The 12,463-nt window shown below is 68.1% G+C and carries 13 protein-coding genes; 4 read left to right on the forward strand and 9 right to left on the reverse strand.

Annotated features, from left to right (window positions below; all coding sequences use genetic code 11):
* Positions 1–105 precede the first annotated feature (105 nt).
* Both BA022_RS15700 and pyrF read right to left on the reverse strand, forming a co-directional pair.
* A complete protein-coding gene (locus BA022_RS15700) occupies positions 106–1,002 on the reverse strand; it encodes a LysR family transcriptional regulator (RefSeq protein ID WP_088888065.1) in 897 nt (298 codons plus the stop codon).
* Between the two features lie 17 nt (positions 1,003–1,019).
* Complete coding sequence (gene pyrF, locus BA022_RS15705) at positions 1,020–1,844, reverse strand: orotidine-5'-phosphate decarboxylase (protein ID WP_088888645.1); 825 nt, start codon at positions 1,842–1,844, stop codon at positions 1,020–1,022.
* A gap of 107 nt (positions 1,845–1,951) precedes the next feature.
* Here pyrF and BA022_RS15710 point away from each other — a divergent pair, with 107 nt between their 5' ends.
* The gene (locus tag BA022_RS15710; RefSeq protein WP_088888066.1) at positions 1,952–2,851 is read left to right on the forward strand and encodes a DMT family transporter; all 900 of its coding nucleotides are present in this window, start codon (positions 1,952–1,954) and stop codon (positions 2,849–2,851) included.
* A 67-nt stretch (positions 2,852–2,918) separates the two neighbouring features.
* Here BA022_RS15710 and BA022_RS15715 read toward each other — a convergent pair whose 3' ends face one another.
* From BA022_RS15715 to def, 6 genes are all read right to left on the reverse strand, one after another.
* The gene (locus BA022_RS15715; protein WP_088888067.1) at positions 2,919–4,112 is read right to left on the reverse strand and encodes a phosphoglycerate kinase; all 1,194 of its coding nucleotides are present in this window, start codon (positions 4,110–4,112) and stop codon (positions 2,919–2,921) included.
* A gap of 89 nt (positions 4,113–4,201) precedes the next feature.
* A complete protein-coding gene (locus BA022_RS15720; protein WP_011807136.1) occupies positions 4,202–4,537 on the reverse strand; it encodes an AzlD domain-containing protein in 336 nt (111 codons plus the stop codon).
* Positions 4,534–5,283 carry an AzlC family ABC transporter permease gene (locus tag BA022_RS15725; protein WP_088888068.1) on the reverse strand — a complete coding sequence of 250 codons (750 nt, stop codon included), beginning with the start codon at positions 5,281–5,283 and terminating at the stop codon, positions 4,534–4,536. The genes BA022_RS15720 and BA022_RS15725 overlap by 4 nt, the downstream gene beginning before the upstream one ends.
* Positions 5,280–6,251, reverse strand: a complete 972-nt coding sequence (fmt, locus tag BA022_RS15730) for a methionyl-tRNA formyltransferase (protein WP_088888069.1) — start codon at positions 6,249–6,251, stop codon at positions 5,280–5,282. Before fmt ends, BA022_RS15725 begins: the two co-directional genes overlap by 4 nt.
* A 33-nt stretch (positions 6,252–6,284) precedes the next feature.
* Positions 6,285–6,800, reverse strand: coding sequence for a hypothetical protein (locus BA022_RS15735; protein WP_088888070.1), 516 nt, complete (start codon positions 6,798–6,800; stop codon positions 6,285–6,287).
* On the reverse strand, positions 6,797–7,309 hold the full coding sequence (gene def / locus BA022_RS15740) for a peptide deformylase (protein WP_011807132.1): 513 nt from the start codon (positions 7,307–7,309) through the stop codon (positions 6,797–6,799). Before def ends, BA022_RS15735 begins: the two co-directional genes overlap by 4 nt.
* 202 nt (positions 7,310–7,511) lie before the next feature.
* Here def and BA022_RS15745 point away from each other — a divergent pair, with 202 nt between their 5' ends.
* On the forward strand, positions 7,512–8,771 hold the full coding sequence (locus BA022_RS15745; protein ID WP_228403629.1) for a LysM peptidoglycan-binding domain-containing protein: 1,260 nt from the start codon (positions 7,512–7,514) through the stop codon (positions 8,769–8,771).
* A gap of 52 nt (positions 8,772–8,823) precedes the next feature.
* Positions 8,824–9,984, forward strand: a complete 1,161-nt coding sequence (dprA, locus tag BA022_RS15750) for a DNA-processing protein DprA (RefSeq protein ID WP_088888072.1) — start codon at positions 8,824–8,826, stop codon at positions 9,982–9,984.
* Between the two features lie 207 nt (positions 9,985–10,191).
* Here dprA and argC read toward each other — a convergent pair whose 3' ends face one another.
* Positions 10,192–11,124: an N-acetyl-gamma-glutamyl-phosphate reductase gene (gene argC, locus BA022_RS15755; protein WP_088888073.1), complete on the reverse strand. Its 933-nt coding sequence runs from the start codon at positions 11,122–11,124 to the stop codon at positions 10,192–10,194.
* Between the two features lie 176 nt (positions 11,125–11,300).
* On the opposite strand from argC, the gene sucC reads away from it, so the two are divergent.
* Positions 11,301–12,461 (forward strand): ADP-forming succinate--CoA ligase subunit beta, encoded by a 1,161-nt coding sequence (gene sucC / locus BA022_RS15760; protein ID WP_011807128.1) that lies wholly within the window; start codon positions 11,301–11,303, stop codon positions 12,459–12,461.
* The last annotated feature ends 2 nt before the right edge of the window (positions 12,462–12,463 follow it).

A 12,463-nucleotide genomic window follows, 5' to 3' on the forward strand; every position in this document is an offset into this window, starting at 1 on the left:
AGGTCGAGGTGGGTGCCATTGTGAAAAGCGCATCGTGGCGGCGTCGTGCCGAAGTGGCACCAGGCCGTGCATTGTGGGCACGCGGCCCGCGGGTTTATCCGGGGATCACTGGCGCGCCAATGTGGCCCACAGCGCCTCGGCCCAGGGCGAGAGCCGGCGCTTGGGCCGGTACATGCGCACGTCGAAGCGCACCTGCATGCGCTCGTCGCCCGCGCGGGCCAACCGCCCGGACTGGCAGTCGGCATGCACCATGGACCAGGGCAGCCAGGCCACGCCCAGGCCGCGCAGCACGTACTCGTACTGCGCGTCGGCCGAGTCGCATTCCACCACGCGCGCCAGGCGCGGCGCCAGCGGGTCATGCGCCAGGCGGTCTTCCACCAGCCGGCCGAGCGCCAGCGTGTGCGAGTAGGCGAGGTAGGGCACCGCATCCGTGCCGCCAAAGTGGTGCAGCGGCGCACCGCCGGCGCGGGCGCGGGAGACAGGCACCAGGCGGTCGCTGGCGAGTGTGAGGTGGGTGAACTGCCGTGCGTCCAGGCGCACGGCGAGCGAGGTGTGGTGGTAGGCCAGGGTGAAGTCGGCCTCGCCACGCTCGATCATGGCCACGGACTCATCCAGCGCACAGGTGCGCACGCGCAGCTCGCCGCCCGCCAACACGGGCTGTATGCGGGCCAGCCAGTCGGCCACCACGGTGCGTGCCAGGGTACGACCGGTGGCCAGGGTGACCGTGCGCGCCTGCCGCCCTGCGATCGCACGCAACTCCTCGTGCGAATGGGCCAGGTTCTGCGCCATCTGCTGCGCGGTTTCCAGGAAGGCCTGCCCCGCGGGCGTAAGCCGCACGGGCCCGCCGCCGTCGCGCTCCGTCAGCGGCGTGCCGGCCCACGCCTCCAGCGCGCGGATGCGCCGTCCGAACGCCGGGTGCGTCACATGGCGCAGTTCCGCCGCGCGGGTGAAGCTGCGCTCATGCGCCAGGGCGATGAAGTCCTCCAGCCACTTGAGTTGCATGGCCGGAAAACGCTGGGCTAGGCGCGCGCGGCGTTGAGCGCGGCGCGCGTGGCCTGGGCTGCGCTGCGTGCGGCCGCGGCAAAGTCCGCACCGCTGGATGCGTAGAGCACGGCGCGCGAGGAGTTCACGATGATTGGCCCGTCGGCGCGCAGCCCGGCGCGCACCGTGGCGGCTGCGTCGCCGCCCTGCGCGCCCACGCCGGGGATCAACAGCGGCAGCGTGGGTGCCAGCGCACGCACGCGCTCTATTTCTTGTGGGTACGTGGCGCCCACCACCAGGCCGAGCTGGCCGTTCTTGTTCCAGGGGCCCTGCGCCTGGCGGGCCACGTGCTCGTACAGCAGCGGCTGGCCTTCGACGCTGGCCAGGCGCTGGGCCTGCAGGTCATCGCCACCGGGGTTGGAGGTGCGGCACAGCAGAAAGGCACCCTTGCCGTGGTAGGCGAGGTAGGGCTCGATGGAGTCAAAGCCCATGAAGGGCGAGAGCGTCACGGCATCCGCGCCATAGCGCTCGAAGGCTTCCTTGGCGTACTGCTCGGCGGTGGAGCCGATGTCGCCGCGCTTGGCGTCCAGGATCACGGGCACATGCGGGGCGTTGCAGCGCATGTGCTGCATCAGGCGCTCCAGCTGGTCCTCGGCACGGTGCGCAGCGAAGTAGGCGATCTGCGGCTTGAAGGCGCACACCAGGTCGGCCGTGGCGTCCACGATGGCGGCACAGAAGTCGTAGATCTTGTGCGTCTCGCCACGCACGGACTCGGGAAAGCGCGTGGGTTCGGGGTCCAGGCCCACGCACAGCAGGGAGTCGTTGCGCGTGGTGGCGTCGCGCAGCATGTCAAGAAAAGTCATGTCCGTGATTTTAGGCAACACCGTGCCGCTGCCGTGCGCCATGGCGTCCTGGTGTTTTCGCGGGCGGCTTCGGCAAGGACGGCGCCTGCCCGGCACAATCGCCGCCCATGCCTGCTCTTTCCCGCCGCCAGCTCGTCGTTCTTGCCCTGTTGACCCTGGTGTGGGGCCTCAACTGGCCGGTGATGAAGATGGGTGTGGCGCACTTTCCGCCGCTCACCTTTCGCATGGCGTCGCTGTGGCTGGGCCTGCCCATCCTGGCCGCGGTGATAGGGGTGCGCAAGCTGCCCTTCACTATTGCGCGCGCGCATTGGGGCCGCGTGGCGCTGCTGGCGCTGACCAACATGGTGCTGTGGCATGTACTCATGATCCTGGCGATCCCGCAGCTGTCCAGCGGACGCGCGGCCATCCTGGGCTACACCATGCCCATCTTCTCGGCCGTGCTGGGCGCGCTGGTGTTCGGCGACCGCCTGGCCGGTCGTGCGTGGGTGGGCGTGGGCGCGGCGCTGGTGGGCGTGTTGCTGCTGCTGTGGCATGAGATCGGCGCGCTGGGCGGCAGGCCCCTGGGCGTGACGTTGATGCTGGTGTCTGCCGCGAGCTGGGCCATGGGCACGCAGCTGTTGCGGCGCCTGACCGTGCCGGTGCCGCTGCTTACGCTGTCGTTCTGGATGGTGGCCATCACCTGCGTGGTACTCACCGTGCTGGCGGTGGCGTTCGAGCGCGAGCGCTGGGTGGCACCCGACGCCCAGGCCTGGGCCGCCATTCTCTACAACGGGCTGCTGGCGCTGGGCTTTGCGCAGACGGCGTGGTTCTTCCTGGTGCGCACGCTGCCGCCCGTGGCCTCCACGCTCAGCGTGATGATGATTCCGGTGCTGGGGGTGTTCAGCGGCGCGCTGTGGCTGGGCGAGGTGCTGCATTGGCAGGACTGGACCGCCGTGGGCCTGATGGCCGTGGCCATCGGCACCGTGCTGTGGCCGGCCCGCGCCGTGCAGGCGCAGGAGTTCAAGTAAAAAGAGCTGCTAGCGCTTATGCAATAAGCGCCAGCAGCTCTGATTTTTATAGCGTTCTGGGGCGGGATCAGCCTGCCGCGCGCTTTTGCAGTATTTCGATGGCCGGCAGGGTCTTGCCCTCCAGCACCTCCAGGAACGCGCCACCGCCGGTGGAGATGTAGCCCACGTCCTTCTCGATGCCGTACTTGGCAATCGCCGCCAGGGTGTCGCCACCGCCGGCGATGCTGAAGGCGCTGGATTCGGCGATGGCCTGCGCGATGGCCTTGGTGCCGCCCGCGAACTGGTCGAATTCGAACACGCCCACGGGGCCGTTCCAGACGATGGTGCCCGCGGCCTTGAGCTGCGCGGCCAGTTGGGCCGCCGTCTCGGGGCCGATGTCCAGGATCAGGTCGTCCTCGGCCACTTCGCTGGCCTTCTTCACGGTGGCGGGCGCGTCCGCGGCGAAGGCCTTGGCGACCACCACATCGGTGGGGATCGGCACCTCGGCGCCGCGCGCGGCCATGGCGGCGATCACGGCCTTGGCTTCGTTCACCAGGTCGGGCTCGGCCAGGCTCTTGCCGATGGGCAGGCCGGCCGCCAGCATGAAGGTGTTGGCAATGCCGCCGCCCACCACCAGGCCGTCCACGTTCTTGGACAGGCTTTGCAGGATGGTCAGCTTGGTCGAGACCTTGGAGCCGGCCACGATGGCGACCAGCGGGCGCTTCGGGTTGGCCAGCGCGGTCTGGATGGCGTCGATCTCGGCGGCCAGCAGCGGGCCGGCGCAGGCCACCTTCGCGTACTCGGCGATGCCGTAGGTCGTGCCCTCGGCGCGGTGGGCGGTGCCGAAGGCGTCGTTCACGTAGATGTCGCACAGCTGGGCCATCTTCTTCGCCAGCTCGGGGTTGTTTTTCTTCTCGCCCTTGTTCACGCGGCAGTTTTCCAGCAGCACGACCTGGCCGGGCTGCACCTGCACACCGTCCACCCAGTCGGCCACCAGCGGCACCTCGCGCCCGAGCAGCTCGGACAGGCGCTGGGCCACCGGGGCCAGCGAATCCTCGGGCTTGAACTCGCCTTCGGTGGGGCGGCCCAGGTGGCTGGTCACCATCACGGCGGCGCCGGCTTCCAGCGCCATCTGGATGCAGGGCACGGAGGCACGGATGCGCGTGTCCTCGGTGATGCGGCCGGCGTCGTCTTGCGGCACGTTCAGGTCGGCACGGATGAACACGCGCTGGCCACGGGCCTGGCCCTGGGCGCAAAGGTCGGAAAAGCGAAGGATGTGCATGGGAACAGTGGGTGAGTGTGCCGCGCCGTCACGGTGCGGTCATGAAAACTGCGCGGATTGTAGGCGCCTGGTAACCGCGCCGTAACTCTCTACCAGCCCAGCCCGATGTGCAGCGGCAGGTACACCGCCATACCCACGACGATGGTGCCCAGGATGCCGCGGCGCCAGAAGTAGTAGCCCGCGGCGGCAGCCACGGCGGGCAGCCGTGCGTCCTGCAGCGTCTGGATCAGCGCGCCCTGGCTCATGACCAGCTCGGGCGCGATGACCCCGGCCAGCGCGGCCAGCGGCGCGTACTTCAGGCCGCGGCGCAGCCAGTCGGGCATCGGCAGGTCGCGCTCGGGGATCATGAAGAACGCGCGCGTGAGCAGGGTGATGCCCGCCAGCCCCAGGATGGCGATGGCCGGCTCGATCCAGGCACCGTTCATGTGTCGCCCCCCGCGGCGCGGGTACGCGCACGCCGCAGCGCACGCTCGGCCGCTTCGGCGGCCAGCCCTGCTGTGACGGCTGCGGCGATCGCCACCAGGATGTTGAGCTTGAGCGGCAGCGCGAAGGTGGCCACCGCCGCCGTGCAGGCCACGGCCGTGGCGAGCCAGGTGGCGCGGTCGTTCAGCATGGACAGCAGGATGCCCAGCAGCGCCAGCACGCCCGCAAAGCCCAGCCCCCAGGACAGCGGGATGGCGTTGGCCAGCACGATGCCTGCAATGGACGGCACCTGCCAGGCCAGCCAGTTGGCCGAGGCCGCGCCCCAGAAATAGGGCACCTGCTCGGGCGCAGGCACGGGCTTGGGAAAACGCTTCATGAAGCTCACGAAGATCACATCGCCGCTGAAGTAGCCCAGCGCCAGCCGGTGGCGGCGCGGCAGGTGGGCGAAGTAGCTGCGCCACATGCTGCTGAAGATCACGAAGCGCAGGTTCACACAGGTGGCCGTGAGCCACACCACCCACAGCGGTGCGCCCGCCACCATCAGCGGCAGCACGGCCAGCTGTGCGCTGCCGGCATACACCGCCAGCGACATGAACAGCGCCATCGGCAGCGACATGCCGCTCTTGGCCATGGCTACGCCCGTCACCAGGCCCCAGGCGCCGATGCCCAGGCAGGTGCCGGCCATGTCACTGGCGCCCTGGCGGAAGGCCGGGTCGCGCAGCTGGGCGCGCAGGAAAGGCAGACTCATGGGGCGGCGCCCAGCACCATGCCTGGCGCCAGCGGGAAGCCGCGCAGGAAGTCCGCGGCGGGCAGCCGCTTGCCGCCCGCGCGTTGCAGCACCGTCAAGCGCAGCAGGCTGCCGGCGCCGCAGGCCACGCCGATGCCGTCGGCATCTATAGACAAAATCTGGCCGCAGGCCGCATCCAGCGTGCGCGAGCAGCTATCTATTTCGCAGCTCCATACCTTGATGGCATCGGCCCCCAGCGTGGTGGCCGCGCCGGGGAAGGGGTCGAAGGCACGCACGCGCCGGGCGATCACCTCCGCCGGCTGGTTCCAGTCGATGGTGCTTTCCGCCTTGTCGATCTTGTGCGCGTAGGTCACGCCCTCGGCCGGCTGCGGTGTGGGTTTGAGGCCCCCGCAGGCGGCCAGCTCCAGCGCCTCCACGATCAGCCGCCCGCCCAGCTGCGCCAGCCGGTCGTGCAGCGTGGCGGTGGTATCGGCGGGGCTGATGGCGGTCTTTTCCAGCAACAGCATGTCGCCGGTATCCAGGCCCGCGTCCATCTGCATGATGGTCACGCCGGTTTCCGCGTCGCCGGCCTCGATGGCGCGGTGGATGGGCGCCGCGCCGCGCCAGCGCGGCAGCAGGCTGGCGTGGATGTTCAGGCAGCCGAGCCGGGGCGTGTTGAGCACCCACTGCGGCAGGATCAGCCCATAGGCGGCCACCACCATCACATCGGCCTGCGCAGCCTCGATGGCGGCTTTGGCGGCCGCTGCGTCCTCGGGGTATTTGCCATCCAGGCGCAGGCTCAGCGGCTGCGCCACGGCGATGCCGTGCTGCAGCGCGCACTGCTTGACGGGTGAAGCCTGCAGTTTCATGCCGCGGCCCGCGGGGCGGTCGGGCTGGGTCAGCACCAGGGGCACGGTGAATCCCGCGGTCAGCAGGCGTTCCAGGGCCACGCGCGCAAACTCGGGCGTGCCGGCAAAAATGACTCTCATACAACGCGTGGAATAGCGGCCCCGGGGTGGGGCTCAGTGAAAGGGGTCGTTGTCGTTCAGCCGCTCGTCCGTGAACATCACGCGCTGCACGACGCCCGCTGGGTCGATGTGCACATGGGCCTGGCGGGGCTCTCCATTGTCACGAAAGCGGTAGGTCCAGATATCGCCATTGAAGCGCGCCACCTTCTCCACCAGCGCAGGCGGGCCGAAGGTGCGTCGCACGGCTGCGCGCGTATCGACGCCATTGCGCAGCGCATGGAAGTGCTCCAGCGTCAGTACCTGCTCCACCCGCACCAGGCGTTGCTGGGCGTCAAAGTCGAGGTGGTAGACCTGTTGGCCTGCGGGCTGGCGGCTGTAGACCAGCCGTTCTCCGCCTTCCGGGAGCATTACGGTCAGCGTGGGTGCGCCCATGGTGCGCTCGATGTCCGCACGCGGCGTGCCTGCTTTCTGCCATTCGGGTACGGCGCAGCCCGCCATAAAAAAAGCCAGCAGCAGTGCGCTCCAGCGGAGCCGGCGCGGTGCGGTTGCGTGCGCCGGCAGCGGGGTCATGCGCGTTCGGCCTGCTTCTGCTGCTTCAGCAGCTTGGTCTTGATGCGGTTGCGCTTCAAGGGCGACAGGTATTCCACGAACACCTTGCCCAGCAGGTGGTCCATCTCGTGCTGGATGCACACGGCCAGCAGGCCCTCGGCCTCGATCACGCGCGGCTGGCCGTCGCGGTCCAGCGCGCGCACGTGCACGGCAGTGGAGCGCTCCACGCCATCGTAGATGCCAGGCACCGACAGGCAGCCCTCGTCGCCCACCTGTTTCTCGGCACTGGCCCAGGTGATCTCTGGGTTGATCAGCACCAGCGGCGTGTCGCGCTCTTCGGAGACGTCGATCACCACGATGCGCTCGTGCACATCGACCTGCGTGGCGGCCAGGCCAATGCCATGGGCGTCGTACATGGTGGCGAACATATCGTCCACGATGGCGCGCACGCGCTCATCCACCGCCGTCACGGGCTGGGCTACCTTGTGCAGGCGAGGATCGGGGTAACAGAGAATCGGAAGAATTGCCATGGCAGAGCGCTCAATATGTCGCTATTTTCGCCACTTTTGCCCGCCATTGCGGGGCCCAATCACAATAATCGTTGCCCGATCAAGGGCTTGGGCACAGAATCTCAAATGGTTTGTAATGTATTCGCGGCAGTTTCTTCTGTAAAACAATTAACTGCACCGCAGCGAGAGGGGCGTTTTTCCAATGAATGACACGAGGAACAATATGGCGGCTCAGGCCCGTATGCGCGTGACGGCGCTCGGCGCACTGGCTTTGTTGGCGGGTGCCGCCATGGCACCGGCGGCGCAGGCCCAGAATTACCCGATTACCTCCGAGCAGCGCGCCACCGCGCAGCAGGTGGCCTCACGCGGCGTTCCCCTGTCCGAATTGGCCGCCAATGCGCCCGATACCTACGTGGTGAAACGCGGAGACACGCTGTGGGGTATTTCCGGTATGTATTTGAAGCGCCCCTGGCGCTGGCCGGAGCTGTGGGGCATGAATCTGCAGTCCATTCCCAACCCGCACCTGATTTTCCCGGGCCAGACGCTGTACCTGGAAAAGGCGGACGGCTATGCCCGCCTGAGCACCAGCCGCAAAGGCGCACCCGAGACCGTGCGCGTGTCGCCGCGCACGCGCTATGACAGCCTGGCCGGCACGGCGCTGCCCACGCTCAAACCGCACCTGATCGAACCCTTCCTCGTCGAGCCTCTGGTGGTGGACGAGCTCACGCTGCAGCAGGCCCCGCGCATCGTGGCCACGCGCGACGAACGCATGATCATGGCCAACGGCGACCGCGCCTACGTGCGCGGCCCTGAAGGCAGCCCCCTCGTGATGGCGCCTGGCGTGCCGCGCCAGTACCGTGTGTTCCGCAACGCCATTCCGCTGAAGGATCCGCACACTGGTGAGGTGCTGGGCTACGAAGCGCAGTATGTCGGCCGCGCCGAACTGGTGCGCAGTGAAACTACCACTCCCGTGCCCCAGAGCGATGTAGCGCGGGGCAAGAGTTCCAGCGAGGGCCGGGGGGAAGTGCTGGAGGGGCAAGCCGACGGCACAGCGGTGGACATCGTTCCCGCCACGGTGGACCTGAGGGGCGCGAAGGAAGAGATCCGCGCCGGCGACCGCCTGCTGCCCGCACCACAGCGCAGCTTCAACAGCTACACCCCGCGGGCACCGCTGGGCCCCGTGGATGCCAGCGTGGTATCGATCTACGGCAGCGCGGCCGTGGCCAACGCCGGCCAGAACCAGGTGATCACCATCAACCGCGGTACGCGCGACGGCATGGAAGCCGGCCATGTGCTGCAGCTGCTCACCAAGGGCGAGCGCTTCAAGGACAAGACCGACGAGCAGCGCGCCATGGTGCGCCTGCCCAGCGAGAGCAATGGCGTGGCGATGGTGTTCCTCACGTTCGACCGCGTGTCCTACGCCCTGATCCTGCAGTCGCAGCAGGCGGTGCGTGTGGGCGACCGTCTGGTCAACCCCGAGTAAGCCCCGGGCGCCGCCACCTGCGGGCGGCCGCTCCCCCGCCTTGTCACCGCGCATGCAACGCGACGAACTGGCCGCCTGGCTGCGACTGACGCTCACGCCTGGCGTGGGCAACGGTGCCGCGCGCAGGCTGCTGGCCGCGTTCGGCCTTCCCCAGAACATCTTTGCGCAGGGCGAGAGGGACTGGCAGTCCTGCGTCACCACCGCGCAGGCGCGCGCGCTCGCCCGCGTGCCCGAGGAGCTGGAGTCGCTGACCGAGCGGACGTGGCAGTGGCTGCTGGACGGGCGGGCGCCCGCGCAGCCGGCGCACGGCATCGTCACGCTGGGTGACGAGGCCTATCCTCCTGCGTTGCTGGCCACCGAGGATCCGCCGCTGCTGCTGTACCTGCTGGGTGCTCCGCAGTTCGTGCAGGGCGGCGCGCCGTTCGCGCCGGCGCACAGCCTGGCCATGGTGGGTAGCCGCAACCCCACGGCCCAGGGGGCGGACCATGCGCGGCAGTTCGCACGCGCTCTGCGGGAGGCGGGTTTGTGCATCGTTTCGGGCCTGGCGTTGGGCATCGACGCGGCGGCGCACGAGGGCGCGCTGATCGATCCGCCCGACGGCGCCGCGCCCGCCACCATTGCCATCGTGGGCACCGGGCTGGACCGGGTGTACCCGCGTGCCAACAAGGAGCTGGCCCACCGCATCGCACGCCACGGCCTGCTGGTCAGCGAATACCCGCTGGGCACGCCGCCGTTGCCGGCCAATTTTCCCAAGCGCAACCGCATCATCTCCGGCCTGTCGCAGGGCACCCTGGTGGTGGAGGCGGCGCTGGCCTCGGGCTCGCTGATCACCGCGCGGCTCGCGGCCGAGCAGGGGCGCGAGGTGTTCGCCATACCCGGCTCCATCCACGCGCCCCAGTCGCGTGGCTGCCACGCGCTGATACGCCAGGGCGCCAAGCTGGTGGAGTCGGCGCAGGACGTACTGGAAGAACTGCGCTGGCATGCGCCGGCAGCCGCCATCCCTGCGGAACAGCCCGCACCCGAGGAGCCCCTCGCGCCGTCGTATCAATGTGTGCTGGATGCGCTGGGGTTCGATCCGCTGGGGCTGGACGCACTGGTGGCGCGCACCGGGCTGGATGCCGCCACGCTGCAAGTACGGCTGCTGGAACTGGAACTGGAGGGGCGTGTGGCGCGCCTGCCCGGCGGGCTGTTCCAGCGCGTGGGGCAGGCCTGAAAGCAGCGCCGCCAGCGCTTTGCGGTGCCCGCCTTCGGGGCGGGGGCTTGCCGCGCGGCCTTGACCGCTCGGCGGATCAGCCGGCGCGGTACGGGTACGTGTTTGCTATATAAAAATGAGCTGTTTCCGCTTGCTGTACATCCATTTCAAAGGATTTTTCCGTTGAAACCTGGATGAAATAAGCGCAGGCAGCTATATTTTTTGATGTTATAGCCCGAGCATCAACCGCAGGTTCTGCACCGCGGCGCCGCTCGCGCCCTTGCCCAGGTTGTCCAGGCGCGCCACCAGCACGGCGTGGCGGTAGCTCTCATTGGCGAACACGCGCAGTTCCAACTGGTTGGTGTCGTTGAGCGCCAGGGCATCGAGCTTGCCGTCCTGGGTGGGCGGCAGCACCTTCACCCACTGCTCGGGCGTATTGCTCTTGGCGTAATGGGCCGCCAGTGCGTCGTGCAGGTCCGCCGCCTTCGGCTGGCCGGGCAGCAGGTCCAGATGCAGCGGCAGTTGCACCAGCATGCCCTGGCGGAAGTTGCCCACCGAGGGGATGAAGATCGGGCGGCGCGTGAGCCCGGTGTACTTCAGGATCTCGGGCAGGTGCTTGTGCGACAGGCCCAGCGCATACAGCTCAAAGGGCGCCGCCTGGCCTTGCTCATAGGCCTCGATCATCGTACGGCCGCCGCCGGAGTAGCCGCTCACCGACGGCAGCGCCAGTGGGTGGTCGGCGGGCACCAGGCCGGCGTCGACCAGCGGGCGCAGCAGGGCGATGGCGCCGGTGGCATAGCAGCCGGGGTTGGATACGCGCGTGGCGCTGCGCACGGCATCCACCTGGCCGGGTGCCAGTTCGGGAAAGCCGAACACCCAGCCCGGCGCCGTGCGGTGGGCGGTGGAGGCATCAATGATCTTGATGGCGCGGCCGGTCTCGGCAGTGATGGCGTCCACCAGCGCGACTGTTTCGCGCGCGGCATCGTCGTGCAGGCACAGCACGACCAGGTCCACACCGGCGATCAGTGCGCGCTTGGCGGCGGCGTCCTTGCGCAGTTCGGGGGCGATGCTGACCAACTCCACCTGGGGCATGGCCTGCAGGCGCTCACGAATTTGCAGGCCGGTGGTGCCTGCCTCGCCATCAATAAAGACCTTGGACATCGAGTAGCTCCTGCAAGGGCCGGCCCAGGGAGGGGGCCGGGGGCGTAAGTTATATCCACATCAATGGTGCGTCGCAGCATGATACATTTACCGGCTGCCATTCCCGAGCATGCGGCTGTATTTCCGCTCTTCGGCAGAACGGGTACAAACACCATCCTTCCCCTGAGAGAGACCTCATGAAGATTCACGAATACCAAGGCAAGGAAATCTTGCGCAGTTTCGGCGTGCCCGTCCCGCGTGGCATCCCCGCTTTCACGGTGCAAGAAGCCGTGGAAGCCGCACAAAAGCTCGGCGGCCCCGTGTGGGTCGTGAAGGCCCAGATACACGCCGGTGGCCGTGGCAAGGGCGGTGGCGTGAAGGTGGCCAAGACCATTGATGACGTGAAGGCACGCGCCAGCGAGATCCTGGGCATGCAACTGGTCACGCACCAGACCGGCCCTGAAGGGCAGAAGGTGCGCCGCCTGTACATTGAAGATGGCGCCGACATCAAGAACGAACTGTATGTGTCTCTGGTCACCGACCGTGGCACGCAGAAAGTGGCGCTGATCGCTTCCAGCGAAGGCGGCATGGACATCGAGGAAGTGGCCCACTCCACGCCCGAGAAGATCATCACCGAGATGATCGATCCCCTGACCGGCATCACGCCCGAGCAGTCCAAGAAGGTGGCCGCAGCCATCGGCCTGACGGGTGCTTCGGTGGACCAGGCGGTGGACCTGTTCGCCAAGCTCTACAAGTGCTACATGGACACCGACGCGTCCCTGGTCGAGATCAACCCGCTGAATTGCGACTCCAAGGGCAACCTGATGGCCCTGGACGCGAAGTTCAACTTCGACGCCAACGCGCTGTTCCGCCACCCGGAAATCGTGGCCCTGCGCGACCTGGACGAGGAAGATCCGGCGGAAGTCGAGGCCTCCAAGTTCGACCTGGCCTACATCTCCCTGGACGGCAACATCGGCTGCCTGGTGAACGGCGCGGGCCTGGCCATGGCCACCATGGACACCATCAAGCTGTTTGGCGGCGAGCCGGCCAACTTCCTGGACGTGGGTGGCGGCGCCACCCCCGAGAAGGTCACCGAAGCCTTCAAGATCATGCTCAAGAACCCCAAGGTCAAGGGCATTCTGGTCAACATCTTCGGCGGCATCATGAAGTGCGACACCATCGCCACCGGCGTGATCACCGCCTGCAAGGCCGTGAACCTGCAGGTGCCGCTGGTCGTGCGCATGAAGGGCACGAACGAAGAGCTGGGCAAGAAGATGCTGGCCGAGTCCGGCCTGCCCATCATCAGCGCCGACACCATGGCGGAAGCCGCCACGAAGATTGTCGAAGCCGTCCGTTAAGC

It is taken from the genome of Diaphorobacter nitroreducens (genome assembly GCF_002214645.1).
Taxonomy (GTDB): Bacteria; Pseudomonadota; Gammaproteobacteria; order Burkholderiales; family Burkholderiaceae_C; genus Diaphorobacter; species Diaphorobacter nitroreducens.

What these genes read in the sequence shown, in the direction of transcription:
- BA022_RS15700 (WP_088888065.1), bottom strand. Translation starts at nt 1,002, where the DNA reads ATGCAACTCAAGTGGCTGGAGGACTTCATCGCCCTGGCGCATGAGCGC.
- fmt (WP_088888069.1), bottom strand. Translation starts at nt 6,251, where the DNA reads ATGAGAGTCATTTTTGCCGGCACGCCCGAGTTTGCGCGCGTGGCCCTG.
- BA022_RS15715 (WP_088888067.1), bottom strand. Translation starts at nt 4,112, where the DNA reads ATGCACATCCTTCGCTTTTCCGACCTTTGCGCCCAGGGCCAGGCCCGT.
- def (WP_011807132.1), bottom strand. Translation starts at nt 7,309, where the DNA reads ATGGCAATTCTTCCGATTCTCTGTTACCCCGATCCTCGCCTGCACAAG.
- BA022_RS15745 (WP_228403629.1), top strand. Translation starts at nt 7,512, where the DNA reads ATGGCGGCTCAGGCCCGTATGCGCGTGACGGCGCTCGGCGCACTGGCT.
- argC (WP_088888073.1), bottom strand. Translation starts at nt 11,124, where the DNA reads ATGTCCAAGGTCTTTATTGATGGCGAGGCAGGCACCACCGGCCTGCAA.
- BA022_RS15725 (WP_088888068.1), bottom strand. Translation starts at nt 5,283, where the DNA reads ATGAGTCTGCCTTTCCTGCGCGCCCAGCTGCGCGACCCGGCCTTCCGC.
- pyrF (WP_088888645.1), bottom strand. Translation starts at nt 1,844, where the DNA reads ATGACTTTTCTTGACATGCTGCGCGACGCCACCACGCGCAACGACTCC.
- BA022_RS15710 (WP_088888066.1), top strand. Translation starts at nt 1,952, where the DNA reads ATGCCTGCTCTTTCCCGCCGCCAGCTCGTCGTTCTTGCCCTGTTGACC.
- dprA (WP_088888072.1), top strand. Translation starts at nt 8,824, where the DNA reads ATGCAACGCGACGAACTGGCCGCCTGGCTGCGACTGACGCTCACGCCT.
- BA022_RS15735 (WP_088888070.1), bottom strand. Translation starts at nt 6,800, where the DNA reads ATGACCCCGCTGCCGGCGCACGCAACCGCACCGCGCCGGCTCCGCTGG.
- BA022_RS15720 (WP_011807136.1), bottom strand. Translation starts at nt 4,537, where the DNA reads ATGAACGGTGCCTGGATCGAGCCGGCCATCGCCATCCTGGGGCTGGCG.
- sucC (WP_011807128.1), top strand. Translation starts at nt 11,301, where the DNA reads ATGAAGATTCACGAATACCAAGGCAAGGAAATCTTGCGCAGTTTCGGC.